Annotated in this window: 27 protein-coding genes; 19 read left to right on the top strand and 8 right to left on the bottom strand. The window is 68.5% G+C overall.

Annotated elements, in window-relative coordinates:
• Positions 1-100: 100 nt before the first annotated feature.
• Positions 101-1,291: a bifunctional sugar-1-phosphate nucleotidylyltransferase/acetyltransferase gene (glmU, locus tag NOW55_RS01845; protein WP_256398350.1), complete on the bottom strand. Its 1,191-nt coding sequence runs from the start codon at positions 1,289-1,291 to the stop codon at positions 101-103.
• Entirely contained in the window at positions 1,292-2,074 is a 783-nt protein-coding gene (aglF, locus tag NOW55_RS01840) for a UTP--glucose-1-phosphate uridylyltransferase AglF (protein WP_256398349.1), read from the bottom strand. It abuts the gene before it with no gap.
• Between the two features lie 96 nt (positions 2,075-2,170).
• On the opposite strand from aglF, the gene aglJ reads away from it, so the two are divergent.
• Positions 2,171-3,136, top strand: coding sequence for an S-layer glycoprotein N-glycosyltransferase AglJ (aglJ, locus tag NOW55_RS01835; RefSeq protein ID WP_256398348.1), 966 nt, complete (start codon positions 2,171-2,173; stop codon positions 3,134-3,136).
• A 34-nt stretch (positions 3,137-3,170) separates the two neighbouring features.
• Here aglJ and NOW55_RS01830 read toward each other — a convergent pair whose 3' ends face one another.
• On the bottom strand, positions 3,171-3,491 hold the full coding sequence (locus NOW55_RS01830) for a hypothetical protein (RefSeq protein WP_256398347.1): 321 nt from the start codon (positions 3,489-3,491) through the stop codon (positions 3,171-3,173).
• A 95-nt stretch (positions 3,492-3,586) separates the two neighbouring features.
• Here NOW55_RS01830 and NOW55_RS01825 point away from each other — a divergent pair, with 95 nt between their 5' ends.
• Positions 3,587-3,796 carry a ribbon-helix-helix domain-containing protein gene (locus NOW55_RS01825; RefSeq protein WP_256398346.1) on the top strand — a complete coding sequence of 70 codons (210 nt, stop codon included), beginning with the start codon at positions 3,587-3,589 and terminating at the stop codon, positions 3,794-3,796.
• Positions 3,797-3,834: 38 nt separating this feature from the next.
• On the opposite strand, the gene NOW55_RS01820 is transcribed toward NOW55_RS01825, so the two are convergent.
• Entirely contained in the window at positions 3,835-4,248 is a 414-nt protein-coding gene (locus NOW55_RS01820; protein ID WP_256398345.1) for a JAB/MPN domain protein-containing protein, read from the bottom strand.
• A gap of 52 nt (positions 4,249-4,300) precedes the next feature.
• Positions 4,301-5,785 (bottom strand): arginine/ornithine antiporter ArcD, encoded by a 1,485-nt coding sequence (gene arcD / locus NOW55_RS01815; protein ID WP_256398344.1) that lies wholly within the window; start codon positions 5,783-5,785, stop codon positions 4,301-4,303.
• A 180-nt stretch (positions 5,786-5,965) separates the two neighbouring features.
• Here arcD and aglM point away from each other — a divergent pair, with 180 nt between their 5' ends.
• From aglM to NOW55_RS01800, 3 genes are all read left to right on the top strand, one after another.
• Positions 5,966-7,267 carry a UDP-glucose 6-dehydrogenase AglM gene (aglM, locus tag NOW55_RS01810; protein WP_256398343.1) on the top strand — a complete coding sequence of 434 codons (1,302 nt, stop codon included), beginning with the start codon at positions 5,966-5,968 and terminating at the stop codon, positions 7,265-7,267.
• A 219-nt stretch (positions 7,268-7,486) separates the two neighbouring features.
• Positions 7,487-7,741 carry a DUF378 domain-containing protein gene (locus tag NOW55_RS01805; protein WP_256398342.1) on the top strand — a complete coding sequence of 85 codons (255 nt, stop codon included), beginning with the start codon at positions 7,487-7,489 and terminating at the stop codon, positions 7,739-7,741.
• Between the two features lie 367 nt (positions 7,742-8,108).
• Complete coding sequence (locus tag NOW55_RS01800) at positions 8,109-8,603, top strand: hypothetical protein (protein WP_256398341.1); 495 nt, start codon at positions 8,109-8,111, stop codon at positions 8,601-8,603.
• 6 nt (positions 8,604-8,609) lie between these two features.
• Here NOW55_RS01800 and NOW55_RS01795 read toward each other — a convergent pair whose 3' ends face one another.
• Positions 8,610-9,296: a hypothetical protein gene (locus tag NOW55_RS01795; RefSeq protein WP_256398340.1), complete on the bottom strand. Its 687-nt coding sequence runs from the start codon at positions 9,294-9,296 to the stop codon at positions 8,610-8,612.
• Between the two features lie 111 nt (positions 9,297-9,407).
• Between NOW55_RS01795 and NOW55_RS01790 the strand changes: the two genes are divergently transcribed.
• The 3 genes from NOW55_RS01790 (at position 9,408) to NOW55_RS01780 (ending at position 11,960) form a co-directional block, all read left to right on the top strand.
• A complete protein-coding gene (locus tag NOW55_RS01790) occupies positions 9,408-10,256 on the top strand; it encodes a class I SAM-dependent methyltransferase (protein ID WP_256398339.1) in 849 nt (282 codons plus the stop codon).
• Between the two features lie 84 nt (positions 10,257-10,340).
• A complete protein-coding gene (locus NOW55_RS01785; RefSeq protein ID WP_256398338.1) occupies positions 10,341-11,237 on the top strand; it encodes a right-handed parallel beta-helix repeat-containing protein in 897 nt (298 codons plus the stop codon).
• A 42-nt stretch (positions 11,238-11,279) separates the two neighbouring features.
• Positions 11,280-11,960 carry a VOC family protein gene (locus tag NOW55_RS01780; protein WP_256398337.1) on the top strand — a complete coding sequence of 227 codons (681 nt, stop codon included), beginning with the start codon at positions 11,280-11,282 and terminating at the stop codon, positions 11,958-11,960.
• Between the two features lies 1 nt (position 11,961).
• Here the strand turns inward: NOW55_RS01780 and NOW55_RS01775 are convergent, their stop codons facing one another.
• Positions 11,962-12,264: a DUF5779 family protein gene (locus NOW55_RS01775; protein ID WP_256398336.1), complete on the bottom strand. Its 303-nt coding sequence runs from the start codon at positions 12,262-12,264 to the stop codon at positions 11,962-11,964.
• A 142-nt stretch (positions 12,265-12,406) separates the two neighbouring features.
• Here NOW55_RS01775 and NOW55_RS01770 point away from each other — a divergent pair, with 142 nt between their 5' ends.
• From NOW55_RS01770 to NOW55_RS01755, 4 genes are read left to right on the top strand one after another with little or no spacing between them, the layout of a single operon-like run.
• Complete coding sequence (locus NOW55_RS01770) at positions 12,407-13,021, top strand: nitrous oxide reductase accessory protein NosL (protein WP_256398335.1); 615 nt, start codon at positions 12,407-12,409, stop codon at positions 13,019-13,021.
• A 3-nt stretch (positions 13,022-13,024) separates the two neighbouring features.
• Positions 13,025-14,938: a NosD domain-containing protein gene (locus NOW55_RS01765; RefSeq protein WP_256398334.1), complete on the top strand. Its 1,914-nt coding sequence runs from the start codon at positions 13,025-13,027 to the stop codon at positions 14,936-14,938.
• Positions 14,935-15,783 carry an ABC transporter ATP-binding protein gene (locus tag NOW55_RS01760; protein WP_256398333.1) on the top strand — a complete coding sequence of 283 codons (849 nt, stop codon included), beginning with the start codon at positions 14,935-14,937 and terminating at the stop codon, positions 15,781-15,783. The genes NOW55_RS01765 and NOW55_RS01760 overlap by 4 nt, the downstream gene beginning before the upstream one ends.
• Positions 15,780-16,775, top strand: a complete 996-nt coding sequence (locus NOW55_RS01755) for an ABC transporter permease (RefSeq protein ID WP_256398332.1) — start codon at positions 15,780-15,782, stop codon at positions 16,773-16,775. Before NOW55_RS01760 ends, NOW55_RS01755 begins: the two co-directional genes overlap by 4 nt.
• Here the strand turns inward: NOW55_RS01755 and NOW55_RS01750 are convergent.
• Positions 16,772-17,224 carry a ferritin-like domain-containing protein gene (locus NOW55_RS01750; RefSeq protein ID WP_256398331.1) on the bottom strand — a complete coding sequence of 151 codons (453 nt, stop codon included), beginning with the start codon at positions 17,222-17,224 and terminating at the stop codon, positions 16,772-16,774. The genes NOW55_RS01755 and NOW55_RS01750 overlap by 4 nt on opposite strands.
• Before the next feature lie 189 nt (positions 17,225-17,413).
• On the opposite strand from NOW55_RS01750, the gene NOW55_RS01745 reads away from it, so the two are divergent.
• The 7 genes from NOW55_RS01745 to leuD all read left to right on the top strand — a co-directional run bounded on the left by NOW55_RS01745 (position 17,414) and on the right by leuD (position 24,887).
• Positions 17,414-18,694, top strand: coding sequence for a LeuA family protein (locus tag NOW55_RS01745; RefSeq protein ID WP_390293333.1), 1,281 nt, complete (start codon positions 17,414-17,416; stop codon positions 18,692-18,694).
• 346 nt (positions 18,695-19,040) lie between these two features.
• Positions 19,041-20,807, top strand: a complete 1,767-nt coding sequence (gene ilvB, locus NOW55_RS01740) for a biosynthetic-type acetolactate synthase large subunit (protein WP_256398330.1) — start codon at positions 19,041-19,043, stop codon at positions 20,805-20,807.
• A complete protein-coding gene (gene ilvN / locus NOW55_RS01735) occupies positions 20,804-21,424 on the top strand; it encodes an acetolactate synthase small subunit (protein ID WP_256398329.1) in 621 nt (206 codons plus the stop codon). Before ilvB ends, ilvN begins: the two co-directional genes overlap by 4 nt.
• Positions 21,421-22,476, top strand: a complete 1,056-nt coding sequence (ilvC, locus tag NOW55_RS01730) for a ketol-acid reductoisomerase (protein ID WP_256398328.1) — start codon at positions 21,421-21,423, stop codon at positions 22,474-22,476. Before ilvN ends, ilvC begins: the two co-directional genes overlap by 4 nt.
• 2 nt (positions 22,477-22,478) lie before the next feature.
• On the top strand, positions 22,479-22,847 hold the full coding sequence (locus tag NOW55_RS01725) for a DUF7989 family protein (protein WP_256398327.1): 369 nt from the start codon (positions 22,479-22,481) through the stop codon (positions 22,845-22,847).
• Positions 22,847-24,277 (top strand): 3-isopropylmalate dehydratase large subunit, encoded by a 1,431-nt coding sequence (gene leuC, locus NOW55_RS01720; protein WP_256398326.1) that lies wholly within the window; start codon positions 22,847-22,849, stop codon positions 24,275-24,277. The genes NOW55_RS01725 and leuC overlap by 1 nt, the downstream gene beginning before the upstream one ends.
• On the top strand, positions 24,270-24,887 hold the full coding sequence (leuD, locus tag NOW55_RS01715; RefSeq protein WP_256398325.1) for a 3-isopropylmalate dehydratase small subunit: 618 nt from the start codon (positions 24,270-24,272) through the stop codon (positions 24,885-24,887). The genes leuC and leuD overlap by 8 nt, the downstream gene beginning before the upstream one ends.
• Positions 24,888-24,889 lie beyond the last annotated feature (2 nt).

Genomic DNA, 24,889 nt, shown 5'->3' with positions numbered 1-24,889 from the left:
TATATGCTTTCATATCTCCCAGAAACGGCTTTAAGTGGCGATAGGAGCCCGTTCAGGCCGATTCAACAATTCGTCCGTTTCGAAATTCGGACGCGTGGGCTCACCGGTCCCGCATGACCGCCTCGCCGGGGGTACTCATCGCGCCCGCCCCCAGCACGACCCCGGGGTTCAGGCTGCTGTTGATGCCGGTCTTCGCCTCGTCGCCGCAGACGACACCGAACTTCCGGCGACCGGTGTCGACCCGCTCACCTTTCACGGTCATCCGGACGTTCTCGTCGTCGTGACGCAGATTCGCGACCTTCGTCCCGGCCCCGAAGTTCACGTCCCGTCCGAGCACCGAATCACCGACGTAGGCGTGGTGGGCGACGTTCGTCCCCGCCATCAGCACCGAGTTCTTCACCTCGACTGCGTTCCCGACCCGCACGTCAGGTCCGACGACGGTCGCACCGCGGACGAAGCAGTTCGGGCCGACGTCCGCGCCGGACTGGACCACCACGGGGCCCTCGATGTACGCGCCGTCACGCACACGAGCCCCCTCCTCGACGACGACCGGACCCGACAACGTTGCACCGTCCTCGACGGTCCCGTCGATACGTCCTTCCAGCCCCTCCAGCAGCGTCTCCGTCGCGGACAGCAGCTCCCACGGCCGACCGACATCCAACCAGGGACCATCGTACTCCACCACAGAGACGTCCTCACCATCATCGAGCAGGTGACCGATCGAGTCCGTGATCTCGTACTCGCCGCGCTCGCTCAGCTCGGTACGGTCGATCGCGTCGAACACGGACTCCTCGAAGGCGTACAGCCCCAGATTCGCGAGGTTCGACGGCGGGTCGGCGGGCTTCTCGACGAGCTCGGTCAGCCGTCCCCCGTCGTGGCTGACGACGCCGTAGTTCGACGGGTCGGGAACGGGCTTCGTCGCGACAGCCGTCCCACCGGCGTCGACCAGCCCGGCCACCAGCTCGTCGGTGACCACCACGTCGCCGTTCAGCACGAGGAAGCGACCGTCGACCACATCAGCGGCTCGACCGACGGCGTGTGCGGTCCCGAGCTGTTCGGTCTGCTGGACGTACTCGACCGGGTGGCCGCGGTAGCTGTCGCCGACGAGCTCGCGGATGACCTCGTCCCGGTAGCCGACGACGAGGACGTAGCTGTCGACGTACGGTGCGGCGGCGGCGAGGACGCGCTCGATGAGGGGTGTACCCGCGACCGGGAGCGTCGGCTTCGGGCGGTTCGCGGTCAGCGGTCGCATGCGGGTGCCCTCGCCGGCGGCGACGACGACCGCCTGCATCTATTCGGACCCGCTCTCTGCGGTTGCTTCCTCCTCATCGGCTGCGCTCACGTCGTCCGTGACGCCCTCTTCCGCGGCCTGGAGCTTGCGCTCGGCCTCGTCGCGGTCCTCGGGGTAGCCGATGTCGGTGCGCCAGCCGTCGATGCGGATGGCGTCGATGGTGCGCCCGCTCTTGATGAGCAGGTCGACCGCGTCGCTGATCTCGTACTCGCCGCGGTTCGACGGCTGGACGAGGTGGCACGCGTGGAAGATGGCGGGCGAGAACGTGTAGAAGCCGGTCATCACGAGGTTCGACGGCGGGTCCTCGGGCTTCTCGACGACGTCGACGATCTCGCCGTACTTGTTGGTGTCACAGACGCCGTAGCGGCTGGCCTCCTCCCAGGGGACCTCCTCGACGAGGAACGCGGCGTCGGCGCGGTCCTCGCGCTGGCGGCGGACGACGTCCTGGAGGTTCGCGCGGAAGATGTTGTCGCCGAGGATGAGCATGAAGTCGTCGTCGATGTACTCCTCGACGGTGAGCAGCGCGTGGGCGAGGCCCTTCTGTTCGCGCTGGTGGGCGTACGTGATGGGGATGCCCTCGAACTCGTCGCCGTAGTGGCTGATTATCTTCTCCTTGAGGTAGCCGACGACGACGACGAACTCGTCGGCCCCGAGGTCGCGCAGCTGTTCGAGACAGTGCGTGATGATGGGCTTGCCGTTGACCTCGACCATCCCTTTGGGTTTGTCGTCGGTCAGCGGACGGAGGCGGGTGCCCTTTCCGGCGGCGAGTACGACAGCTTTCATACCATCATATCGGCTCCTCCGGCTGTAAATAGTTTTAGTCCTCCTACTCGGCACCGACAGCAACTCTTTTGCGGCCGCCACGTCGAACTCCGTGCGATGGCCGAGACGGAAGACGACGTCTGCGTGCTGGTGCCGACGTACAACGAGGCGGCGACCATCGGCGAGGTCGTCTCGGGCCTGCGCGACGAGGGGTTCGAGAACGTCCTCGTCATCGACGGGCACTCGACCGACGGTACCCGCGACATCGCCGCAGAGCACGGCGCACGCGTCGTCCTCCAGACCGGGACCGGCCGCGGCTCGGGCAAGGGCGAGGCGGTCCGCGAGGGCGTCGAGCGCATCGACGCCGAGTACGTCCTGATGCTCGACGGCGACGGCACCTACCGGCCCGAGGACGCCCACGCGATGCTCGAACCCATCCTGTCGGGGCGCGCGGAGCACGTCGTCGGCGACCGCTTCGCCGACATGGAGTCGGGCGCGATGACGCGGCTCAACCAGTTCGGGAACCGCGTCATCAACGCCGGCTTCCGGCTGGTCCACCGGCAGGACTTCGGCGACATCCTCTCGGGCTACCGCGCGTTCACACGGGAGTCGTTCGAGCTGATGTCGCTCAGTGCAGAGGGATTCGGCATCGAGACGGAGCTCGCCGTCGAGTGCGCGCGCCACGACATCACGACCGAGGTCGTCGACATCACCTACCTCGCGCGCCCGGACGGCTCGGACACGAACCTCCGGCCGTTCCGCGACGGCGGCGGCATCCTGCTGACGGTGTACCTGCGCTCGAAGACGCACAACCCGCTGTTCTACTTCGGAACCGTCGGCGGCATCCTCGGCGCGGTGGGCGTCGGCATCGCCGCCTACGTCGGCTACGAGTGGTTCGTCAACAGGGTCCCGCACGACGTGCTCGCGATGCTGGCCGGTGTGCTGTTGCTCGTCGGCGTCCAGCTCGCGATGTTCGGCGTGCTCGCCGACACCATGGTCGTGCTCCACCGCGAGCAGCGGACGCGCATCGAGCGTCTCGCGGAGGAGACCGGGGCCGACCTGTCGTCGGAGACCGAGGACTGAACGGCGACGCGGGCGGCGGAGACGCGTCCGGAGTTCAGAACGGGAGACTCGACCGGATGCGGTCGAGGACGCTGCCCTTCTCGCGACGGCGCTCGAACACCGGGTGGAGCGCGTTCAGGAGCGCCTGTTCGTCCGCGAACTCGTCCCGGTCGACCTTATCGAGCGCGTCGCGCATCGACAGCGTGTGGCCCTTCATATCGTAGGCGATGTCGAGGTGGCCGATGCGTCGCTCGAGGTCGGGTTTCGTCACCGGGTACGCGATATCGAACTCGTCGAGCCTGGCGTCGACCGCCGCGATGCCGAACTCGACCGAGGTCGGCTCGTCCGTGTCGTTCGACGGCGGGCGCATTCCCATCGTTACTCGGCAGTTACGGCTCGTGAGGCAAAATCCTTCGGCTGCGGTGCCCCGGCTCCGCAAGGCCCAATACCGCGGACCGGCACTGGCCGGATGTGACCGACTACACCACCGTCTCCATCCCGAAGGACCTCGCGGACCGCGTCGAGGAGACGATCGAGGGCACGAGCTTCTCCTCGACGTCGGACCTCGTCCGGTTCCTGCTCCGCAGCATCGTCATCCAGCACCAGCGACGGGGCGAGCTAACCGAGGCGGAGTTCGAGGAGATAGCCGAACAGCTGCGCGACCTGGGCTACCTGGAGTGAGCCATCGCCGGTGCGGCTGCGTCGCACCTGCGTCGGGCTCAGTCGATGGAGCCCTCGGGCGGGACCGCGTCGACGACGTGCATCTCCTGTCTGCGACCGGACCGGTCGAACGCTCGCACGTTCCCTGACTCCCAGGGCGGCACGGCGACGAAGACGACGGCGTGGAGGTCGTCCTCGCGTGAGACCGCCAGCTCGCCCGTCGCGTGCGAGACGAACCGGCCGTGTGTCTGGCCGGCCGGGGTTCCGAGGTCGACGCCGAACACTGCCGAGACAGAGCTGCCGGCGTCGGGCAGGTAGAAATCAGTGAACACCGGTGTCTCCGGCGGGAGGTCCTCGGCCCCGTCGAGGTCGCCGGCGGCCGTGACGGCGAGGGACACCGTCACGTCCTCCGGGTCCGCCTCTCGAGCGAAGTCGAGCAACGTCTCCAGAAGCCCCTGTGTGAGATGTACCACGAGAACTGATAGCGGGTCAGCGCGTTAAAGGGATTTGGTCGCAGGCGCCGGGTCAGTCGTCGGCCGTTGCGGTGGTGCTCGACGGGGTGGGCCCGTCGGTGTCGTCGCTCGGCTCGAACCCGACTCCGAGCAGCGCACTGGCGAACAGCACCAGCGGCGAGAGGTACGCGAAGAAGTAGTACGGCGCGAAGCCGGCCAGCCCGAAGCTCCCGGCCCAGGGAAGCACGCCGAACACGCCGGCCATGTAGACGCTGCCGGCGTGCCACGGGAAGAGCGCGCCCGTCGGGGTACCGGCAGACTCGATGGCCTGCGAGAGGTCCTCGCTTTCCAGCCCGTACTCGTCGTAGATGTTCCGCAGGGTCATCCCCGGGACGACGATGCTCATGTACTGCTGGGCGGAGAAGGCGTTGACGGCGATGGCGGAGACGCCGGTGCCGACGACGAGCCCCGTCGTCCCGCGGATCGCGCTCGCCAGGCTGTGGGCGAGCACCGCCAGCACGCCGGTCCGCTCGAGGAGCCCACCGAGCGAGAGCGCGGCGACGACGACCGAGATGGTCCAGGCGGAGCCGGCGAGCCCGCCGCTTTCGAGCAGGTCGGTGACCACCGTGACGCCGGTCTCCGGGGCGGTCCCGTTCAGGAACACGTTCCAGGCGGCGGCGAAGCCGACGCCCTGGACGAGCACCGTCGTCGCGACACCGGCGAAGACGCCGGCGACGAGGGTCGGGAGCGCCGGGTAGCCCCGCAGCGCGAGCCCGAACGTGACGACGAGCGGGAGCACAACCAGCACCGACAGGTCGTACGTGCCGGCGAGTGCGCCCTGTATCTCCGCGACGCGGCCGGCGGGGATCGAGCTGCCCGCCCGGAGTCCGAGGACGGCGTAGCCGAGCACCGACAGACCCAGCGCGACGGCCGTCCCGTTCCGCATCGCGCGGATGTGGTCCCAGAGGTCGGTGTTCGTCACCGCGGCGGCGAGGTTCGTCGTGTCCGAGAGGGGCGACTGCTTGTCGCCGGCGTACGCCCCCGAGAGGATGGCACCGGCGGTCATCGGCGCGGGGATGCCGAGCCCGGAGCCGATACCGATGAAGGCGACGCCGAGGGTGCCCGCCGTCGTCCACGAGGAGCCGATGGCGAAGGCGACGACGGCCGCGAGCACCGCCGTCACCGGGAGGAACACCGTCGGGGTCAACACGGCGAGCCCGTAGTGCATCAGCCCGGGGATGGTCCCCGCGCTGATCCAGGTCGCGATGAGCGCGTAGATGACGAAGAGGATGAGGATGGCCTGGAGCCCCATCAGCAGGCTGTCGGCGATGCCCTCGTACAGGTCCGCCCAGTCGTAGCCGAGCCAGTACTTCCCGACGGCGGCTGTCAGGACGATGCTCCACAGCAGCGGTGCATGGGGTGCGAGCCGGAGGTAGCCCGACCCGACGCCAAGGAAGACGACGACGCCGAGCATCGGCACGAGCGCCTGGGCGAGGCTTGGTCGTCGCTCCGGCGCGATGTCTTCGTACGTCCTTGGTTCGACGGTGAGGTCGGTCACGATACCGAGTATAACTACTGAGAGTAATTAAAGTTCTTGGTTTTATTCCCGCAGAGCATGAGACGTGGTCTCGAGTCACACGTCAGAGCGTGTCGAGATGGTCCCGACCTCCGTCCCGTCGCCCCCCAGTTCGACCGGAGACCACCACCATCATTAGCGGCCCCGTCGTACCCGCCCACAATGGACGTCAGCATCATCGGGAGCGGCTACGTCGGCACCACGGTCGCGGCCTGTCTGGCCGACGACGGGCACGACGTGGTCAACGTCGACATCGACGAGGAGCTCGTCGCCGCCATCAACGACGGCCGGTCGCCGATCCACGAACCGGGACTCGACGAACTGCTCGCCGAGCACGCCGGCGGGCGACTCCGCGCGACGACCGACTACGAGGCCGTCCGTGACACGGACGTGACGTTCGTCGCGGTCGGGACGCCCTCGCGCGACGACGGCAGCATCGACACGAGCGTCGTCGAGGCGGCCACGCGCTCGCTCGGCGAACAGCTCGCCGCGAAAGCGGGCGACCACCTCGTCGTCGTCAAGAGCACGGTCGTCCCCGGGACGACGGACGAGCTCGTGATTCCCACCCTCGAAGCTGAGCTCGACGAGCCCGTCGGCGAGTCGGTCCACGTCGCCGTCAACCCCGAGTTCCTCCAGATGGGCTCGGCGGTCGAGAACTTCCGGACCCCCCAGAAGATAGTGTTCGGCACCACCGGCGACCGGTGGGCGCTGGACCGACTCCACGAGCTCTACGCCGGCGTCGTCGAGCACGCCGACCCCGCCGTCGTCGAGACCGGCCTCCGCGAGGGCGAGATGATAAAGTACGCCAACAACGCCTTCCTTGCGAGCAAGGTCAGCCTCATCAACGACATCGGCAACGTCTGCAAGGAGTTCGACGTGGACGCCTACGAGGTCGCCGACGCCATCGGCCTCGACGACCGCATCGGCGAGCGGTTCCTCCGCTCAGGCCTTGGCTGGGGCGGCTCCTGCTTCCCGAAGGATGTCGCCGCCATCATCGCCGCCGCCGAGCACGCCGGCTACGAGCCCCCGATGCTCAACGCCGCCGTCGAGGTGAACGACCTCCAGCCCCAGCGCCTGCTCGACCTGCTCGCCGAGCACGTCGACCTCGCTACTGCGCGCGTCGCCGTCCTCGGCCTCTCCTTCAAGCCCGGCACCGACGACGTGCGCGGCTCCCGCGCCGTCCCGGTCGTCGAGGGCCTGCGCGAGCGCGGCGCGACGGTCGTCGCCTACGACCCCGTCGCCACGGAGAAGTTCCGCGCAAAACATCCCGAGATCGACGTCGAGTTCGCCGGCTCCGCGGCGGCCGCGCTGGAGGGAGCCGACGCCTGCGCCGTCGTCACCGACTGGGACGAGTTCGCCGCGCTCGACTCGGAGTTCGACGCGATGGCGAGTCCAGTCGTCGTCGACGGTCGGCACGTCATCGAGCGGCGTGAGGGCATCAGGTACGAAGGGCTGACCTGGTGACGGTCAAGCGTCTACCGTTCAATACCCTGTTAGAAGTGGCCTGCTGAATCCAGAGAATACACAGACCTCGATTCGTTTCGGCCTCTGTTCGCTGAAGACCCCGACAAGCAAAACGTGCGAAGCTATCTCCTCGCCCATTCCACGCACGACCAGCAAGCAGTTCACGGATTGCCTAATAAGTGAAAATTAACTAATTTACTATAGCTCCAACTGCCGTGTATGCCCCTGTATCGACTTTCGGAGTTTGACTGGTCGGCACTTGACTGGGTATGCTTCGCGCTACTGATCATCGGCGCGCTCAACTGGGGGCTCGTTGGCCTTCTGCAATTCAACGCCGTCGAGGCGTTACTGAACCCGGTATTCCAGCCATCTGCGGCCGAACTAGTGGGCAGAGCCATTTACGTGCTGGTCGGCCTGGCGGGTCTGTACTTCTTCTACCCGTTGTACCGCATCTCTCAACAGGTCAAGGGGTGACTCCACGCTGGCCTGGTGGGTGATGTTGAATACGTCCCCTGTCTCTACCGATTCTGACGACCGAGCAGCACAGGGAGTTCCTCTGATCGGGATGGCCTCCTCCAACGAGATCGATTCGAACGCACCGATTTCATCGAGCAGTTCGGTGCTTGGCTCCTCGGCCATTGCTCCTCTCAAGGAGTGTCCGAACAATAAACACCCTGTAGCAGTGGATTCAGTTTGTCACACCGAGAGTCTGTTCGAGTATGTTCCTCATCGAGGAGAACTCCTCGATAAACAAGACCCTCGACGTTGCCCCGACTTCTGGGGGCAGTCGGTATGTGAGCCAGCATGGAGGTATTTGTACACTCGTGAGAGTACTTGGGACGTGACCTCCACACCCATCCCCTCACAGATCCGCGAGCGAGTCCGTCGCTACCTGTCGCTCCGTGTGCTGGTGCTCTGGAGTGCGCTCACCGTCCTCGTCGTCGTTTTCGCGTACGTCGCGGTCGCTCCGAGATTCAACCACGTCGGAGCGATGGGCCTCGCGCTCCTGTGTCTGTTCCTCATAGGACTCTTCAGGCTCAACGTCGGCGAACGCGTCGAGACGATGTTGTCGGAGAAATGGGAGGTATCACTGCTCGGTGTGGTCTTCTTCGGCGTCGCAGCGCTGCCGATTCCGTTGAGGGCCTGTTTCGGCGCCAGCTGCAGCGGAACCAGGGAGCTCCACGTTTTCTACGACTGGTCGTTGTTCGGGCCCGCTATCGCCGTGTCTTTCGCCGCGGACCTGTGTGCGCATCTCTGTCCCCACCGGGTCCAGCTCCTCCCACTGACGATCGGCTACCTCTTCCTCGCAGAAGCCGTGACGAAAGAACAGTCGTGAGAACGCTCAGAACGGCAGCGCGTTCCGCGCCGTCTTCGCATACACGCCGAGCATCCGCTTTCGCGACCCTGCCAGCGCGTCGGCCAGCGCCGCGCTAGCGTCCGTCTCGACACCTTCGCCGTGGCCGACGAGCACGCGCTCCGGCGTCAGGTTGCCGAGCGCGCGCCGCGGCGGGAACGCCCGCAGCGCCGGGTGGACGCCGAGGCGCTCGCTCTTCGCGAGGAAGTAGCTCGAGGTGCCCACGGACTCCGGCACCCAGAGCGTCCCCGTCTCCTCGTTGTAGAGTCCGGCCTCCTGCCAGAACCGGCCGTCCCGCAGGCGGAGCGTCCGGAAGCCCGACTCGCCGAGTTCGTTCCCGAACCGCTCGACCGGCGCGTCGAGGTCGTCCGCGACGCCGGTGAACCACGTCGGCAGGTAGACCGGGACGTTGTGGCGGTTCGCGACCGCGGCCGAGTCGCGCCTGTGCCGGTCCAGCGTGACGACGACACCCGCGACCTCGCCGCGCTCTGCGAGCAGGTCGTCCAGCCCGGGCACGTCGACCGGGTCGCACACCCACACCTTGTCGTCGTCGCCGACCAGCGCGACCGACGCGCGCTGCATCTCCTCGTCCGGGTAGGCGATCCAGCCGAAGCCGTGGTCGCCCTCGTTGACGACGCGGAACGCCTCGGCTGTCCCGGAGGCTTTCATTCCCATACCCATTCGATAGGTCCGGTTCCGGATAAAATGGGGGCTCGCGGCAGCTGGTTCGACAGACAGAGCCACACCTTCGGCAAGCCTTTTCCGTCCGCCCTCGTCGCACCGACCATGACGGACACCACGGATCCCGAGGCGTTCTACGACGAGTACGGCGAGCGCGAGTGGGAGCGACTGGAACGGGACTTCTTCCACCGGCTGGAGTGGGAGGGGACCGTCGAGTACCTCGACCGCTACCTGCCCGAGTCGGGCCACGTCCTCGACGCGGGCGGGGCGGCGGGACGCTACACGGTCTGGCTCGCGGAGCGGGGCTACGACGTGACGCTGGTCGACCTGAGCGCGGCGCAGCTCGACATCGCCGGAGAACGGGTCGCCGAGCGCGACCTCGATGGCTCGGTGACCGTCGAGAAGGGCGACGTGCGCGACCTCGCGTTCGATGCCGACGAGTTCGACGCGACGCTCTGTCTCGGCGGCCCCATCTCGCACGTCCTCGACGAGGCCGAACGCGAGACCGCGGTCTCGGAGCTGAAGCGGGTCACCAGGCTCGGCGGCCCCGTCCTCGTCTCGGTGATGGGTCGGCTCTCCGCGGTGCTCACGACCGTCCACCACACCGGCCGGGAACGGTTCGAGGCGGGGGCGGCCGACTACCACATCCTCCCCGACCTCGTGGAGTCCGGCGACTACACCGGCGAGCGCTGCGCCGAGCACGACGTGGAGCCCGCGATGGCGGACTGCCACTTCTTCCGGGCCGACGAGCTGGAGTCGCTGCTCGAATCCGGCGGCCTCACCGTCGAGACGCTGGCGGCGCTGGAGGGTGTCGCCTCGACGCGCCGGGACGAGTTCGACGGGCTCGACGACGACCGTCGACGCGTCGTCCGCGAGGTGAACGACCAGCTTCGCGAGGACCGGAGCGTGGTCGACCTGTCGAGCCACATGCTCGGCGTCGCCAGGGTCGAGTAACCTGTCATCGCAGGCCCCGAAGCAGCCCGTTACTCCCGAAACCGTCGCGTTACAATACGAAATACCGTGCTGTTCGGTAGCCGTATGGTCTCCAGACAGGCGATACTTGCCCTCTGTCTGGCGGGCGTACTGGCGCTCTCCGCGGTCGGGAGCGTCGGTGCCATCCCGTCGGCAACGACCACCGCAGTACAGATCGACTCCTGCCGAACCATCGACGAGCCCGGCACGTACGAGCTCACCGAGGACATCGAGGACAGCGAACGCGACAGGTGCATCGTCATCGAGGCGGACGACGTGACCTTCGACGGCAACGGCCACGCCATCGACGGCGTCGGTGACGACGACACCATCGGGGTGTACATCGGCGAGACCAGCGAGACGTACGTCAACGACCTGGAGGTCTCGCACTGGGACGAGGGCATCCTCGCCACCGCACCCGACAGCAGCGGCGGGGACTACGCCTTCGTCGAGGACATCGAAGCCCACCACAACAAGGACGGCGTGAAGGCCCGGGACTTCTTCGAGTTCGGACTCGAGGACGTCGAGGCCCACCACAACACCGACGACGGCATCCACCTCAAGCAGCTCACCGAGGGGTACATGCGCGACGTGCACAGCCACGACAACGCCGAGGACGGCGTCTACTTCGACGTCGTCGGCGACGGCGGGGTCGACAACAGCGTCATCGAGGACAACGGCGACGACGGCATCGACCATCAGTCATCGAGCAACATCTACATCGAGCAGAGCACCATCGAGGACAACGCCGACGACGGCGTCTTCTTCCGTGGCAGCTCGCGCGCCGAGTCCGACGTGGTCGACAGCACCATCCGCGACAACGGTGACGACGGCGTCGACGTCAAGACGTCGTCGGACATCAGCGTCCGGGAGAACACCATCTGCGAGAACGACGACGACCAGATAGTCGTCCGCGACAGTGCCAGCGACATCTCGACGCGGGACAACGACCTGACCTGCTGACTCGCGGGCACGTTTATCCCGTCGGCCGTCGAAGCCGGCGGTATGCTCGACGCGCTCACCCGGCTCGGGCTCGAGGTGAAGTACCTCGACCCGGCCACCGCCTTCTACGGCGACACCCTGGAGATGACCGAGCTGCGACGTGACGACGAGGCCGTCGCCTACGCCGCCGGCGAGACAGACCTCGTCCTCCGGCGACCGTCGACCGTCCCGAGGGGCGGCGTCCACACCCACTTCGCGTTCTCCGTCCCCGCGGACGAGTACGACGACTGGTGGGACCGGCTCGACGGGGAGTTCGACCTCGACGAACACGTCTTCGGCGACGCCCGGTCGCTGTACTGCTACGACCCCGACGGCAACTGCGTGGAGCTCGGCCAGACGAACGTCGACGGACCGGGCATCGACGGTATCTTCGAGGTCGTCCTGGAGGTCGAGGACCTCGCACGGGCGGAGTCGTTCTACACCGCCCTCGGCTTCGAGCCCGTCGACCGCGGCGAGGACCGCGTCCGGACGAGACTCCAGGGCCCGATGGCGCTCGAACTCTGGGAGCCACACCTCGGGCTGGCGGACGCACGCGGCGGCCTGCACGTCGACCTCGCCTTCGATGGTGACCCAGACACCGTCCGTGCGGCCGTCGGCGACGCTGCCTGCGCTGTCGAATCGGTCGACGACGGCGTGAGAATCCGCGACCCGGACGGGCACTACCTGACCGTGACCGGCACCTGAGTCAGACCCGGTCGGTGTCTATCTCGATGCCAGGCGGTGAGACGATGAGGAAGCCCCGGAAGTGGACGAGACCGCCGCCCTCGTTCTTGATCTTGCGGGCGAACCCGGACGCGAGCTCGTTCACGTCGCCCTCGACGTTGAGGACGAGGATGCGGCCGTTCATCACCGTCTCGATCCACTCCTCGTCGGACGTCGAGCCGTCGAGGTGCCCGAGTTCCACCGCGCCGGCGAGGTCCTCCCCGTCCGCCGTCTCGTCGGGCAGGTGGTCCTCGACCGCGTTCAGGTCCAGGTCGAAGTTGCTCATGGAGGAGTACTCGAATCCGCACGAGAAAAATCCTCGCCTCCCACCCGGCTCAAGTAGTTTGCGCCGATTACCAGTTACAAAGCACCATCGGCATTGATATTGTTTTCCGAGCACAATATTAGGCCGAGCGGTACCCGCTCCGATGTGTTCCACCATGTGCCACCACCATCACTGTCCGAGCAAGGCGGACGGAACCGGCCACGACGTGTCGAGACGGACGGTCCTCGGTGCGAGCGGCGCGCTCGCCGCCACCGCACTCGCCGGCTGTCTCGGCGGTAACGGCGACGACACCGTCCCCGCTGCCATCACCATCGGAAGCAGCGACGCCTGCGACGTCTGCGGAATGATAATCACGAACCACCCCGGCCCGAACGGCCAGAGCTACTGGCAGGACCTCACCCCGGACGAGCACGACGCGCCGTTCCGGTTCGACGCACTCAAACAGTGCCTGTTCCCGCACTTCTTCGAGAACCGGGACCAGCAGCGCCTCCAGGCCGTCTACGTCACCGACTACTCCTCGGTCGACTACACCGTCTCCGAGTCGGGCGACGCGCCGTACATCAGCTCCCACCCCGAGGCCGAGGCGTTCGCGCCCGCACGGGAGCTCTCCTACGTCGTCGGGAGCGACGTCAACGGCGCGATGGGCGCGGACTTCGTCCCGTTCTCCGACGCGGGCGACGCCGACGCCTTCGCCGCGGAGTACGGCGGCGAGGTCGTCTCGTTCGACGACATCACCCCCGCACTGGTCGGTCGCTGAGCCGTGTACGCCCGCTACCTCGTCACCGCGCTCGCCGCCGTCCTGCTGGTGAGCAGCGGCGTCTTCGTCGTCGACGTCGACCCCGGCGAGGGGCCCTCGGTCGTCGACTTCGGTGACACGATCAGGATGACCGACCTGACCCAGGCCGAACAGCGCGTCGTCAGGGAGCGCGGCCTCGCGGTCCCACGGGCGGAGGTGTTCTACTCGCGCTACCGGTACGTCGTCGGCCACGAGGGGCTCGCCTCGCTCGTGACCGAGCTCGACCGCGACGGCCACGAGCGCCAGTTCGGCGTCCCGCTCTCCATCTACGTCACGGACTACACCGACGCCGAGCTCGCGACGGGCGAGGACGGGTTCCTGCGCGTGACCGGCGGCGACACCGACTGGGTGGCCGTCGAGAACGCGGCGTTCGTCGTCGACGCCGACGCCAGACACCCGGGCGGTCCCGCCGTCGTGCCGTTCTCCGAACGCGCGGCAGCGGAACGGTTCACCGACAGCTTCGGCGGCACCGTCGTCGACTGGGCGGGCCTCAGGGCGCACCCGTTCGAGCGCTCCGAGCTCTCCGTCGACGCCGCCGAGCGACGCGCCGCGGACCGGAACGCCTGGGCCGACGCCGCGGCGGCCGACGCCCGCAGCCTGACCGAGCGGCCGGTCTCCGTCGTCGTCGGCGACGACGCCCCCACGCTCGCGGCGGCCATCGAACAGGCCCCCGCGAACACGACGGTCGTGCTCCCGGCCGGCGAGTACCGCGACGTGAACCGCACCGTCCGCAAGCCGCTGACCATCCGCGGGGCGGGCGTGAACGAGACCTGGCTCGTCGGCGACGGGAACGGCAGCGTCCTCCGCGGGTTCGACGCCCGTGTCGCCGTCACCGACCTGTCGATCCGGGGCATCGGCCAGCAGCAGGCCCGCCCGAACCTGACCGTCGACACCGACGCCTGGGACGCCCAGGTGCTCCGGGCGTACGGCTACGCCGCCTCCGGTATCGAGTTCGACGACGCGGCCGGCTCGTACGTCGCCGACGTGTACATCGACACGCCCACGAACGGCGTGACCGTGCGCTACAGCGACGGCGTCGTCGTCGAGGACGTCCGCGTCGACGGCGAGACGCCCTGGCGCGAGGGCTTCATGAGCACCATCACCGTCCACTCGCGCATGGTCGTGCAGGACTCGACGTTCGTCGGCGGGCGCGACGGCGTCTACATGCACCTCGGCGACGGCACGGTCGTCCGGAACAACAGCTTCGACGACCTGCGCTTCGGCGTCCACGAGATGTACACCTCCGAGACGCTGGTCGCGAACAACACCGCGACGCGGACCCGGACGGGCGTCGTCGTGATGACGCTCCCCGAGGACAACGTCGTCGCGCGCAACCACGTCAGCGACAGCGCCGTCGGCATCGACGTGGCCGGCCGCGCCTCCTACGTCGTCGAGAACACCGTCGTCGGCAACGAGGAGGGCCTCGACGTCGGTTCGGACCGGTCGCTGTTCGCCCGGAACACCGTCGTCGGCAACGAGGTCGGCATCCGCGCCTCGACGCTCATCCCGACCAACGTCGTCACCGCGAACGACATCGTCGGCAACGACCGCTACGTCTCCACCTCGCTCGGGCCGGTCCGCATCTGGACCGACGACGGCGCGGGCAACTACTGGGACGGCGCGCCCGGCGTCGACAGCGACCGCGACGGCTTCATCGACCGCGCGTTCCAGCCGACCGGCGCGGTCGACCGGCACGCCGGGTCGTCGCCCGACGCCCACGTCCTCGCCACCTCGCCGGCCGTCCAGCTGCTCCGGTCGCAGGAGGGCACGCTCCCCGGCCTCCGGAGCCGGGGCGTCGTCGACCAGGCACCGCGGGTCCGGCCGGTCAGGCCCGGTGCGGTCGCGGCGGCGCTGAACGCGACGGGGGTGGGCGCATGAGCGACGCGGAGCGCGACGACGGCGAGGCCGAGCAGGCTGACGACGCGGAGACCGGGGGCGACCACTTCACCGTCGACCGCCATCCGGTCGCACTCGTGGACGACGTGACGCTCGCCTTCGGCGACGTGACCGTCTTCGACGACATCTCGTTCACGCTCGACTCGGGGACCGTCACCGCCGTCGTCGGCCCGAACGGCTCCGGCAAGTCGACGCTGCTGCGGGTGCTCGCCGGGCTCCTCCCGGCCACCGAGGGCTCGGTCGCGGTCGCGGCGACGGGCGACCGACCCATCGGCTTCTGTCCGCAGGAGCCCGCGTTCCGGGCGGGGTTCACCGTCAGGGAGACGCTGTCGTTCTACGCCGACCTGCTCGAAGGCGGTGCGGACGTCGACGAGACGCTCTCGCTCGTCGGGCTCGACGCCGTCGCCGACCGGCGGGTCGGCGCGCTCTCCGGCGGCATGAAGCGCCTGCTCGGGATGGCCGGTGCGGTGCTCGGCGACCCGCCGCTGCTCGTCCTCGACGAGCCGGCGAGCGGGCTCGACCCGGCGATGCGGAGCCACATCTTCGAGACGGCCGACGCGTTCGCCGACCGCGGCGTCGCGGTCGTCCTCGCCACCCACCACCTCGTGGGCGCTGAGACCGCGGACCGCCTGCTCGTGCTCGACCACGGCGACATCGTCGCCGACGGCCCGCCCCGGTCGATCATCGACGAGGCCGGCGCGGCGACCCTGGAGGAGGCGTTCCGCGCCATGGTCGGCGACGAACTCACCGTGCGGGCCGGGCGGACGGGAGCCGGCGAGACCGACCCGAGCGATGAACGGACGGCGGAGACGGAGGGCGAGGCATGAACGGCGAGACCGACGACCTGTTCGCCGTGGTCGAACGCGAGCTGACCATCGTCTCCCGCACGCCGGCCTACATCGCGACCGCGGTCGGCTTCGCCGCCGTCGTCTGGTGGCTCGCGTTCGCGAGCAGCCTGACGGGCTACGTCCCGCTCGTCGCCGACCTGCTCACGCCCGTCGAGGTGCTCGTGCCGCTGCTCGCCGTGGCGTTCGGCTACCGCGCCATCCAGGCCGACGCCGCCTCGAAGGAGCTCGACGTGCTGCGGACGTACCCGCTCCGTCCACGGACCTACGTCGTCGGCGTGTTCGTCGGCCGCGCGACCGCGGTGCTCTCGCTCGTGTTCGCCACGCTGCTCGTCGCCGGGCTGTTCGTCCCGCTGTTCGGCCCGCCCGCGAACCCGGTCATCGCGAGCCACGGCGGCGACGGCCCGTTCGGGGCCTACCTCCGGTTCGTGCTGCTCGCGACGCTGTACGCCGCCGTCGTGCTCGCCGTGGTCGTCGCCGTCTCGGCGGTCGCGACCCAGGGACGGACCGCCATCGCGGCCGCCGTCGGCGTGTTCGTCGTCCTGACGGTCGGCCTCGACCTGGGCCTCGTCGGCGCGCTGTCGACCGGGCTCGTGGGGCCGGACGCGCTCCGCTACCTGCTCGCGCTCAGCCCGAACAGTGCGTTCCGTGGGCTGACGCTCGCGCTGTCCGTCCGCACCGTCGAGGCCGCGACGCTGCCGCTCTCGGCGGTGCTCGCGAACCTCGTCGGGCTGTCGCTCTGGCTGGTCGCGTCGCTCGTGCTGGCGACGGTGACGGTCTGGTCGGACCCGCCGACCGAGCGCTGGCGGGTCGTCGAGACACTCGACGACGCAGGTGGGTCGACCGCTCGGTCGGCCGAGACGCCTGACGAGCCGAGCGAGCCCACGGCTGCGGAGTCTGTCGACTCCTCGACGGACAGCAGCGAGGACAGGCCCCCGGGCCCCAGTGGTGCCGAGGGGTCGCCGGAGAACTAGTCCTGACGGTACTCCTTCCGGTAGCCGCGGAACTCCGCCCGGTGGGCCTCCTCGTCGGCGAGGATGGTCACCGCGAGGTCCTCCGTCACGGGGTCGTCGTTCTCCTCGGCTGCCGTGATGAGCGAGCGGTACGTCTCGATGGCGTCCTCCTCGGCCTCGATGACGCCGTCGATGACCGCCAGCACGTCCGTCGTGTCCGTGGGCGGCTGGAGGTTCTCCTGGGTGGCCTCGAACGCCATCGACCCCGGCGGCGCGTCGTCGAGCTGCTTCAGCCGTTCGCCGAGCTGGCGCGCATGCGTGAGCTCCTCCTGGATGTCCTGGTCGAGGCTCTCCTTGATCTCCTCGGCCCGCACGCCGTCGAGCACGATGGAGTTCGACATGTAGTTCATGACGGTCTCGATCTCGTCACCGTACGCCTGCTTCAGCAGCTGGATCACTTCGTCTGTCATGGCTAGACAGACGGCGACCAGCCGCTTAACGCTGGGGTAGCCGGCCACCCGCTCTGCCGGCCCCGCGAGCCGACTTCCGAACCGTGATACAAACAATACTAGGAATCATTATCCGACTGTAGCCGACGCCCGCTGCGGGTTTTCGCGAACGTCACGGATTATAACACGTGATTTCCGCGGAACGACCGTCTGTCACAGCACCAGGCTTATATAGGAGTTCGCACCTCGGAACGGGTACGATGTCTCACAACGACACTCGCTCTGACACCCGTCAGGGCGGTCGAGTTCTTCCAGGGCACCCTGGACGTAACTGACGAGTTCGACGCTGCACGAGTTTTCGACACCACACTGCGGGACGGCGAGCAGTCCCCGAGGACGTCGTTCTCCTACGAGGACAAACGCGAGATAGCGGCCGTGCTGGACGAGATGGGCACCCACGTCATCGAGGCCGGGTTCCCCGTCAACTCCGACGCGGAGTTCGAAGCTGTCTCCGATATCGCCCGTCACACCGACGCGACGACCGCGGGCCTGGCCCGCGTCGTCGACAAGGACGTGGAGGCCGCCATCGACGCCGGCGTGGACATGGTCCACGTCTTCGTCAGCACCTCCGACGTCCAGATCGAGGACTCGATGCACGCTACGAGGGAACAGGTCAAAGAACGAGCGATCGACTCCGTCCAGCAGGTGAAAGACGCCGGGGTCGACTGCATGTTCTCGCCCATGGACGCCACACGCACCGACGGGGCGTTCCTGATCGAGATGGTCGAGGCCGTCACCGAGGCGGGCACCGACTGGATCAACGTGCCGGACACCTGCGGGGTCGCCACGCCGCGGCGCTTCTACGACCTCATCGACAGGGTGACCGACCACACGGACGCACGCATCGACGTCCACACCCACGACGACTTCGGTCTGGCGACCGCGAACGCGCTGTCGGGCATCGAGGCGGGTGCCGAGCAGGCACAGGTCTCGGTGAACGGCATCGGCGAGCGCGCCGGCAACGCCGCCTACGAGGAGTTCGTGATGGCCGTCGAGTCGGTGTACCAGACGGACACCGGCATCGACACGACGCGCATCACCGAACTGAGCAAGCTGGTCGAGGCGCGCTCGGACATGCCGGTGCCGGCGAACAAGCCGGTCGTCGGCGACAACGCCTTCAGCCACGAGTCCGGCATCCACGCGGCCGGCGTCATCGAGAACAGCGACACGTTCGAACCGGGCGTGATGACCCCCGAGATGGTCGGCGCGACCCGCGAGCTGGTGCTCGGCAAGCACACGGGCGTCAACGCCGTCCGCGAGCACCTGGTCGAAGCGGGCTACGACCCGACCGAGAGCGAGGTCCGTGCGGTCACCCGGAAGGTGAAGGACCGCGGGGCCGAGAAGGAGCGGGTCACCGCGTCGACGGTACGCGAGTTCGCCCGCGATGTCGGCGTCGAGAAGCGCGAGGAGCAGGAGGAGGTGTCGGTCTGATGCCGTCCGGCGGCAAGGTCTGCACGACCGCCAACGTTTATATATCGTGCTCACCCTACGTCTCTGGTAATGAGACGCAGACCGTCTGTCCAGGGGCTGCCCCTCGACAGCGGTCGCGCCGTCGTACGGATTCTCGGTATTGTAGGGGCCGCCTAGCCCCTCACATCACCCCTCCACCGACCGTTTCTGCACCGACTCCAGACCCACAGCCGAGCGTCCGTACGACACCGATGCACACCGCCGACACACGCACACAGCCACGAACCGCAGCCAGCCGTCGCCCGCCAGCCCAGGGTGACCACCGGTATCGACCCACGACCACAACACCGTTCGACGGTCCGAGCCCATGAGCGAACGAGCGAGTACCGCACCCACGGACGGAGCGACAGGTGAGACGACACCGACAGACGACGAGGAGCCGGAACGACCGCGCACCGGCGCGACCTCCGTCGTGGAGGCGCTGGAGAACGCCGGCGTCGAGTACTGCTTCGGCGTCCAGGGCGGCGCGATCATGCCCGTCTACGACGCCCTCTACGACTCCGAGGCCGTCACGCACGTGACGATGGCCCACGAGCAGGGCGCGGCCCACGCGGCCGACGCCTACGGCATCGTCTCGGGCGAACCCGGCGTCTGCATGGCCACGTCCGGCCCCGGGGCGACGAACCTCGTCACCGGCATCGCCGACGCCTCGATGGACTCGGACCCGGTCGTCGCACTGACCGGGCAGGTCCCGACCGACTTCGTCGGCAACGACGCCTTCCAGGAGACCGACACCACCGGCGTCACCGCGCCCATCACGAAGACGAACTACTTCGCCAGCGGCGCGGACACCGTCGGCGACGACGTGAGCGAGGCGTTCGGCCTCGCCGCCTCGGGCCGCCCCGGCCCGACGCTCGTCGACCTGCCGAAGGACGTCACCCAGGCCGAGACCGACCGCGAGCCCGGCCCGCCGACCACGCCGGACACCTACCAGGTGACCGAGCGCGCCGACCCGTCCGCGATCCGCGAGGCGGCGGACACCATCGAGTCCGCGAACCGGCCGCTGCTGCTCGTCGGCGGCGGCGTCATCAAGGGCGACGCCAGCGAGGAGGTCCGCGCGTTCGCAAAGACCTACGACGTCCCGGTGACCACGACGATGCCGGCCGTCGGCGCGTTCCCCGAGGACCACGAGCTGGCACTCGAGATGGCGGGCATGCACGGCACCGGCTACGCCAACATGGCCATCACCCACACCGACTGCCTCGTCGCGGTCGGCTGCCGCTTCGACGACCGCCTGACCGGCGGCATCGAGACGTTCGCGCCCGACGCCGAGGTCGTCCACGTCGACATCGACCCGGCCGAGATCAGCAAGAACATCGAGGCGGACTACCCGCTCGTCGGCGACGCCGCGACGGTCGTCACGCAGCTGGACGAGGCGATGCGCGCCGCGCCCGAGACGAAGAAGTGGCGCGCGACCTGCCAGCAGTGGAAGTCCGAGTACCCGATGGACTACGCGACGCCCGACGACGAGCCGCTGAAGCCGCAGTTCGTCGTCGAGGCGTTCGACGAGGCGACCGACGACGACGCCATCGTCACGACCGGCGTCGGCCAGCACCAGATGTGGGCGGTGCAGTACTGGACCTACACCCAGCCCCGAACCTGGGTCTCCAGCCACGGGCTGGGGACGATGGGCTACGGCGTCCCCGCCGCCATCGGCGCGAAGGTCGCCGCCCCCGACACGCAGGTCATTTCCTTCGAGGGCGACGGCTCGTTCCTGATGACGATGCAGGAGCTGTCGGTCGCGGTCCGCGAGAACCTCGACATCACGGTCGTCGTGCTGAACAACGAGCACATCGGGATGGTCCGCCAGTGGCAGGACGCGTTCTACGACCGCCGACGGATGGCCTCGGAGTACCACTGGTGCCCCGACTTCGCCACCCTCGCGGAGGGCTTCGGCGCGAAGGGCATCACCGTCGCCGACTACGACGACGTCGCCGACGCCATCACCGAGGCGCTCGAGTACGACGGTCCTGCCGTCCTCGACTGCCACGTCGACCCCGAGGAGAACGTCTACCCGATGGTCCCGAGCGGCGGCGACAACGGCCAGTTCGCGCTGGCGGAGGACCACCTGTGAGCTCCGGACTGTCCGGGCCCGCTCCCGACGAGCGGCAGACACCCGAGGGCCGACGGAACGCACAGGGCATCCGCATCGACCCCGAGGTCGAGGCCGAACCGGCGACGCGCCGTGCCGTTATCTCGGTGCTCGTCGAGCACGAGCCCGGCGTCCTCTCGAAGGTCTCCGGGCTGTTCAGCCGACGGCAGTTCAACATCGAGAGCCTGACCGTCGGCCCGACCGAGGACGACTCCCGCGCCCGAATCACGGTCGTGACCGAGGAGTCCGACCCCGGCATCGACCAGCTCGAGAAGCAGCTCAGGAAGCAGATCCCGGTCATCTCCGTCAAGGAGCTGCCCGAGAACGCCATCAACCGCGAGCTGGCGCTCGTGAAGGTCGAGGCGGAACACCCCGACCAGGTCTCCGCCGTCGCGGAGATGTACGACGCGAAGACCGTCGACGCCTGCCCGGAGACGGTCACCGTCGAGATCACCGGGAGCCGCCAGAAGATCGCCGCGGCCGTCGAGACGTTCGAGCGCTTCGGCGTCCGCGAGGTCACCCGGACCGGCACGGCCGCGCTCGCTCGCGGCACAGAATCGACCACCGACGACACCACCCCGCAATCCACCAACCAATGACGACAGACGACTCCACGACGACGACAGTGTACACCGACGACGACGCCGACGCGAGCTACATCGACGGGAAGACCGTCGCCGTACTCGGCTACGGCAGCCAGGGCCACGCCCACGCACAGAACCTCGCCGAGAGCGGGGTCGACGTGGTCGTCGGCCTGCGCGAGGACTCCAGTTCCCGCGATGCCGCCGAGGCCGACGGCCTCCAGGTCGAGACGCCACGCGACGCGGCCGAGGCCGCCGACATCGTGTCGGTGCTCGTCCCCGACACCGTCCAGCCGACGGTGTACGAGGAGATCGAACCGGTCCTCGACCCCGGCGACACGCTCCAGTTCGCCCACGGCTTCAACGTCCACTACAACCAGATCCGCCCCGCCGAGGGCGTCGACGTGACGATGATCGCGCCGAAGTCGCCGGGCCACATCGTCCGGCGGAACTACGAGCGCGGCGAGGGCACGCCCGGCCTGCTCGCGGTGTACCAGAACGCGACGGGCGAGGCGACACAGGAGGCGCTCGCGTACGCACAGGCCATCGGCTGCACCCGCGCGGGCGTCGTCGAGACGACGTTCCGCGAGGAGACCGAGACCGACCTGTTCGGCGAGCAGGCCGTCCTCTGTGGCGGCGTCACCTCGCTCATCAAGCAGGGCTACGAGACGCTCGTCGACGCGGGCTACAGCCCCGAGATGGCGTACTTCGAGTGCATGAACGAGATGAAGCTCATCGTCGACCTGATGTACGAGGGTGGGCTCGGCGAGATGTGGGACTCGGTGTCGGACACCGCTGAGTACGGCGGGCTGACCCGCGGCGACGTCGTCGTCGACGAGCACGCCCGCGAGAACATGGAGGAGGTGCTCGAGGCCGTGCAGGACGGCACCTTCGCCCGCGAGTGGATCACCGAGAACCAGGCCGGCCGCCCGAGCTACGACCAGCTCCGGAAGGCCGAGAAAGCCCACGACATCGAGGACGTCGGCGAGGAGCTGCGCGGCCTGTTCGCGTGGGCCGACGACGCACCGACCGACGAACAGGACGCGACCCCGCCACAGGCGGACGACTGACAATGACCGAACGCACCACCGACCGACCCCGACCGACCGAGAACCGCACCACGATGGCCCACGTGAGCCACACCAACCCGCAAACCGGCGAGAGCATGGGGCAGGTGTTCGAACACGGCGTCACCGTCGTCGCTGACGGCGGCCGCGACCCGGCGCGCGAGGACGAGCGGGCCGAGCCGTTCGACGCCGAACCCGAGGAGGACGACCCGTCCGAGTCGACCGACGCCACCGACGAGGACGAGTCGGCCGACGAGACCGAGTCGACCGACGACCGCGACGTGATGGCCGACGTACGCCACCGGACGACAGACGACGCCGCCAACCGCGTCTTCGAGCGCGGGGGCGAGTACAGCGAACGGGACGAGAACTGATGTCCGAGGGCACGCTCTACGACAAGGTCTGGGACCGCCACACCGTCACCGAGCTCCCGACCGGCCAGACGCAGCTGTTCGTGGGCCTGCACCTCATCCACGAGGTGACGAGCCCGCAGGCGTTCGGGATGCTCCGCGAGCGCGACATGGAGGTCGCGTATCCCGAACTCACGCACGCGACCGTCGACCACATCGTCCCGACGGCAGACCAGTCGCGGCCGTACGCCGACGACGCGGCCGAGCGGATGATGAGCGAGCTCGAGGAGAACGTCCGCGAGGCGGGCATCGAGTTCTCCGACCCCGGGTCGGGGAACCAGGGCATCGTCCACGTCATCGGGCCGGAGCAGGGGCTCACCCAGCCCGGCAAGACCATCGTCTGTGGCGACAGCCACACCTCGACTCACGGCGCGTTCGGCGCGCTCGCGTTCGGTATCGGCACCAGCCAGATCCGCGACGTGCTCGCGACGGGCACCGTCGCCATGGAGAAGAAGGACGTCCGGAAGATCGAGGTCACGGGCGAGCTGCCCGACGGCGTCGGCGCGAAGGACGTCATCCTCGAGATCATCCGCCGGCTCGGCACCGACGGCGGCGTCGGCTACGTCTACGAGTACGCCGGCGAGGCTATCGAGAACCTCGACATGGAGGGGCGGATGTCCATCTGCAACATGAGCATCGAGGGCGGTGCCCGCGCGGGCTACGTCAACCCCGACGAGACCACCTACGAGTGGCTCAGAGAGACCGAGTACTTCCAGAAGAACCCCGAAACGTTCGACCAGTTGAAGCCGTACTGGGAGTCCGTCGCCAGCGACGACGACGCCGAGTACGACGACGTGGTCACCATCGACGGGAGCGAGCTGGAGCCGGTGGTCACCTGGGGCACGACGCCCAGTCAGGGTGTCGGCGTCACCCAGCCGATCCCGGCCCCGGAGGACCTGCCCGCCGACAAGCAGGACACCGCCCGGCGCGCCCAGGAGCACATGCGCGTCGAGCCCGGCGAGACGATGGACGGGTACCCCATCGACGTGGCGTTCCTCGGCTCGTGTACGAACGCACGCTTGCCGGACCTGCGCCGCGCCGCACGCGTCGTCGAGGGCCGCGAGGTCCACCCGGACGTCCGCGCGATGGTCGTCCCCGGCAGCCAGCGCGTCGCACGCGCCGCCGAGGAGGAGGGCCTGCGCGAGACCTTCGAGGCGGCCGGCTTCGACTGGCGAAACGCCGGCTGCTCGATGTGCCTCGGCATGAACGAGGACCAGCTGGAGGGCGACGAGGCCTGTGCCTCCTCCTCCAACCGGAACTTCGTCGGCCGCCAGGGCAGCAAGGACGGCCGCACCGTCCTGATGAACCCCCGGATGGTCGCCGCCGCCGCCATCGAGGGCGAAGTGACCGACGTCCGCGACGTCGAGACCGCGGAGGTGGTCGTCGATGACTGACGGACCCGCCGAGACCGTCGAACACGTCTCCGGCTCCGGCATCCCGGTCCGGGGGAACGACATCGACACCGACCAGATCATCCCGGCACGGTTCATGAAGGTCGTCACGTTCGACGGGCTCGGCCAGTTCTCCTTTTTCGACCAGCGGTTCGACGGCGACGACAACGAGAAGGAGCACCCGATGAACGAGGACCGCTTCCGCGACGCCTCGGTGATGGTCGTCAACGCGAACTTCGGCTGTGGCTCCTCGCGCGAGCACGCCCCGCAGGCGCTCGTCCGCTGGGGCATCGACGCCATCATCGGCGAGTCGTTCGCCGAGATCTTCGCGGGCAACTGCCTCGCGCTCGGCGTGCCGACGGTGACGGCCGACGCCGAGACGGTCACGGCCATCCAGGACTGGGTCGACGACAATCCCGACGGCGACATCGACGTCGACGTCGCTAACGAGACGGTCACCTACGGCGACACCACCGTCGACGTGACCGTCGACGACGCCCAGCGCAAGGCGCTCGTCGAGGGCGTCTGGGACACCACGGCGCTGATGAAGGCGAACGCGGGCGAGGTCGAGAAGACGGCCGCGAGTCTGCCGTACGTCGACGACGCGGCCTGAGC

The sequence above is a fragment of the Haloarchaeobius litoreus genome (assembly GCF_024495425.1).
GTDB lineage: Archaea > Halobacteriota > Halobacteria > Halobacteriales > Natrialbaceae > Haloarchaeobius > Haloarchaeobius litoreus.
Note: the sequence above shows the minus strand (reverse complement) of the source record. Positions and strands in the feature narration are given on the sequence as shown.

What these genes read in the sequence shown, in the direction of transcription:
- ilvB (WP_256398330.1), top strand. Translation starts at nt 19,041, where the DNA reads ATGAGCGAACGAGCGAGTACCGCACCCACGGACGGAGCGACAGGTGAG.
- aglF (WP_256398349.1), bottom strand. Translation starts at nt 2,074, where the DNA reads ATGAAAGCTGTCGTACTCGCCGCCGGAAAGGGCACCCGCCTCCGTCCG.
- aglJ (WP_256398348.1), top strand. Translation starts at nt 2,171, where the DNA reads ATGGCCGAGACGGAAGACGACGTCTGCGTGCTGGTGCCGACGTACAAC.
- ilvC (WP_256398328.1), top strand. Translation starts at nt 21,421, where the DNA reads ATGACGACAGACGACTCCACGACGACGACAGTGTACACCGACGACGAC.
- aglM (WP_256398343.1), top strand. Translation starts at nt 5,966, where the DNA reads ATGGACGTCAGCATCATCGGGAGCGGCTACGTCGGCACCACGGTCGCG.
- NOW55_RS01760 (WP_256398333.1), top strand. Translation starts at nt 14,935, where the DNA reads ATGAGCGACGCGGAGCGCGACGACGGCGAGGCCGAGCAGGCTGACGAC.
- NOW55_RS01830 (WP_256398347.1), bottom strand. Translation starts at nt 3,491, where the DNA reads ATGGGAATGCGCCCGCCGTCGAACGACACGGACGAGCCGACCTCGGTC.
- NOW55_RS01805 (WP_256398342.1), top strand. Translation starts at nt 7,487, where the DNA reads ATGCCCCTGTATCGACTTTCGGAGTTTGACTGGTCGGCACTTGACTGG.
- NOW55_RS01780 (WP_256398337.1), top strand. Translation starts at nt 11,280, where the DNA reads ATGCTCGACGCGCTCACCCGGCTCGGGCTCGAGGTGAAGTACCTCGAC.
- NOW55_RS01795 (WP_256398340.1), bottom strand. Translation starts at nt 9,296, where the DNA reads ATGGGAATGAAAGCCTCCGGGACAGCCGAGGCGTTCCGCGTCGTCAAC.
- NOW55_RS01750 (WP_256398331.1), bottom strand. Translation starts at nt 17,224, where the DNA reads ATGACAGACGAAGTGATCCAGCTGCTGAAGCAGGCGTACGGTGACGAG.
- leuC (WP_256398326.1), top strand. Translation starts at nt 22,847, where the DNA reads ATGTCCGAGGGCACGCTCTACGACAAGGTCTGGGACCGCCACACCGTC.
- NOW55_RS01770 (WP_256398335.1), top strand. Translation starts at nt 12,407, where the DNA reads ATGTGTTCCACCATGTGCCACCACCATCACTGTCCGAGCAAGGCGGAC.
- NOW55_RS01755 (WP_256398332.1), top strand. Translation starts at nt 15,780, where the DNA reads ATGAACGGCGAGACCGACGACCTGTTCGCCGTGGTCGAACGCGAGCTG.
- NOW55_RS01725 (WP_256398327.1), top strand. Translation starts at nt 22,479, where the DNA reads ATGACCGAACGCACCACCGACCGACCCCGACCGACCGAGAACCGCACC.
- leuD (WP_256398325.1), top strand. Translation starts at nt 24,270, where the DNA reads ATGACTGACGGACCCGCCGAGACCGTCGAACACGTCTCCGGCTCCGGC.
- NOW55_RS01775 (WP_256398336.1), bottom strand. Translation starts at nt 12,264, where the DNA reads ATGAGCAACTTCGACCTGGACCTGAACGCGGTCGAGGACCACCTGCCC.
- glmU (WP_256398350.1), bottom strand. Translation starts at nt 1,291, where the DNA reads ATGCAGGCGGTCGTCGTCGCCGCCGGCGAGGGCACCCGCATGCGACCG.
- NOW55_RS01785 (WP_256398338.1), top strand. Translation starts at nt 10,341, where the DNA reads ATGGTCTCCAGACAGGCGATACTTGCCCTCTGTCTGGCGGGCGTACTG.
- NOW55_RS01790 (WP_256398339.1), top strand. Translation starts at nt 9,408, where the DNA reads ATGACGGACACCACGGATCCCGAGGCGTTCTACGACGAGTACGGCGAG.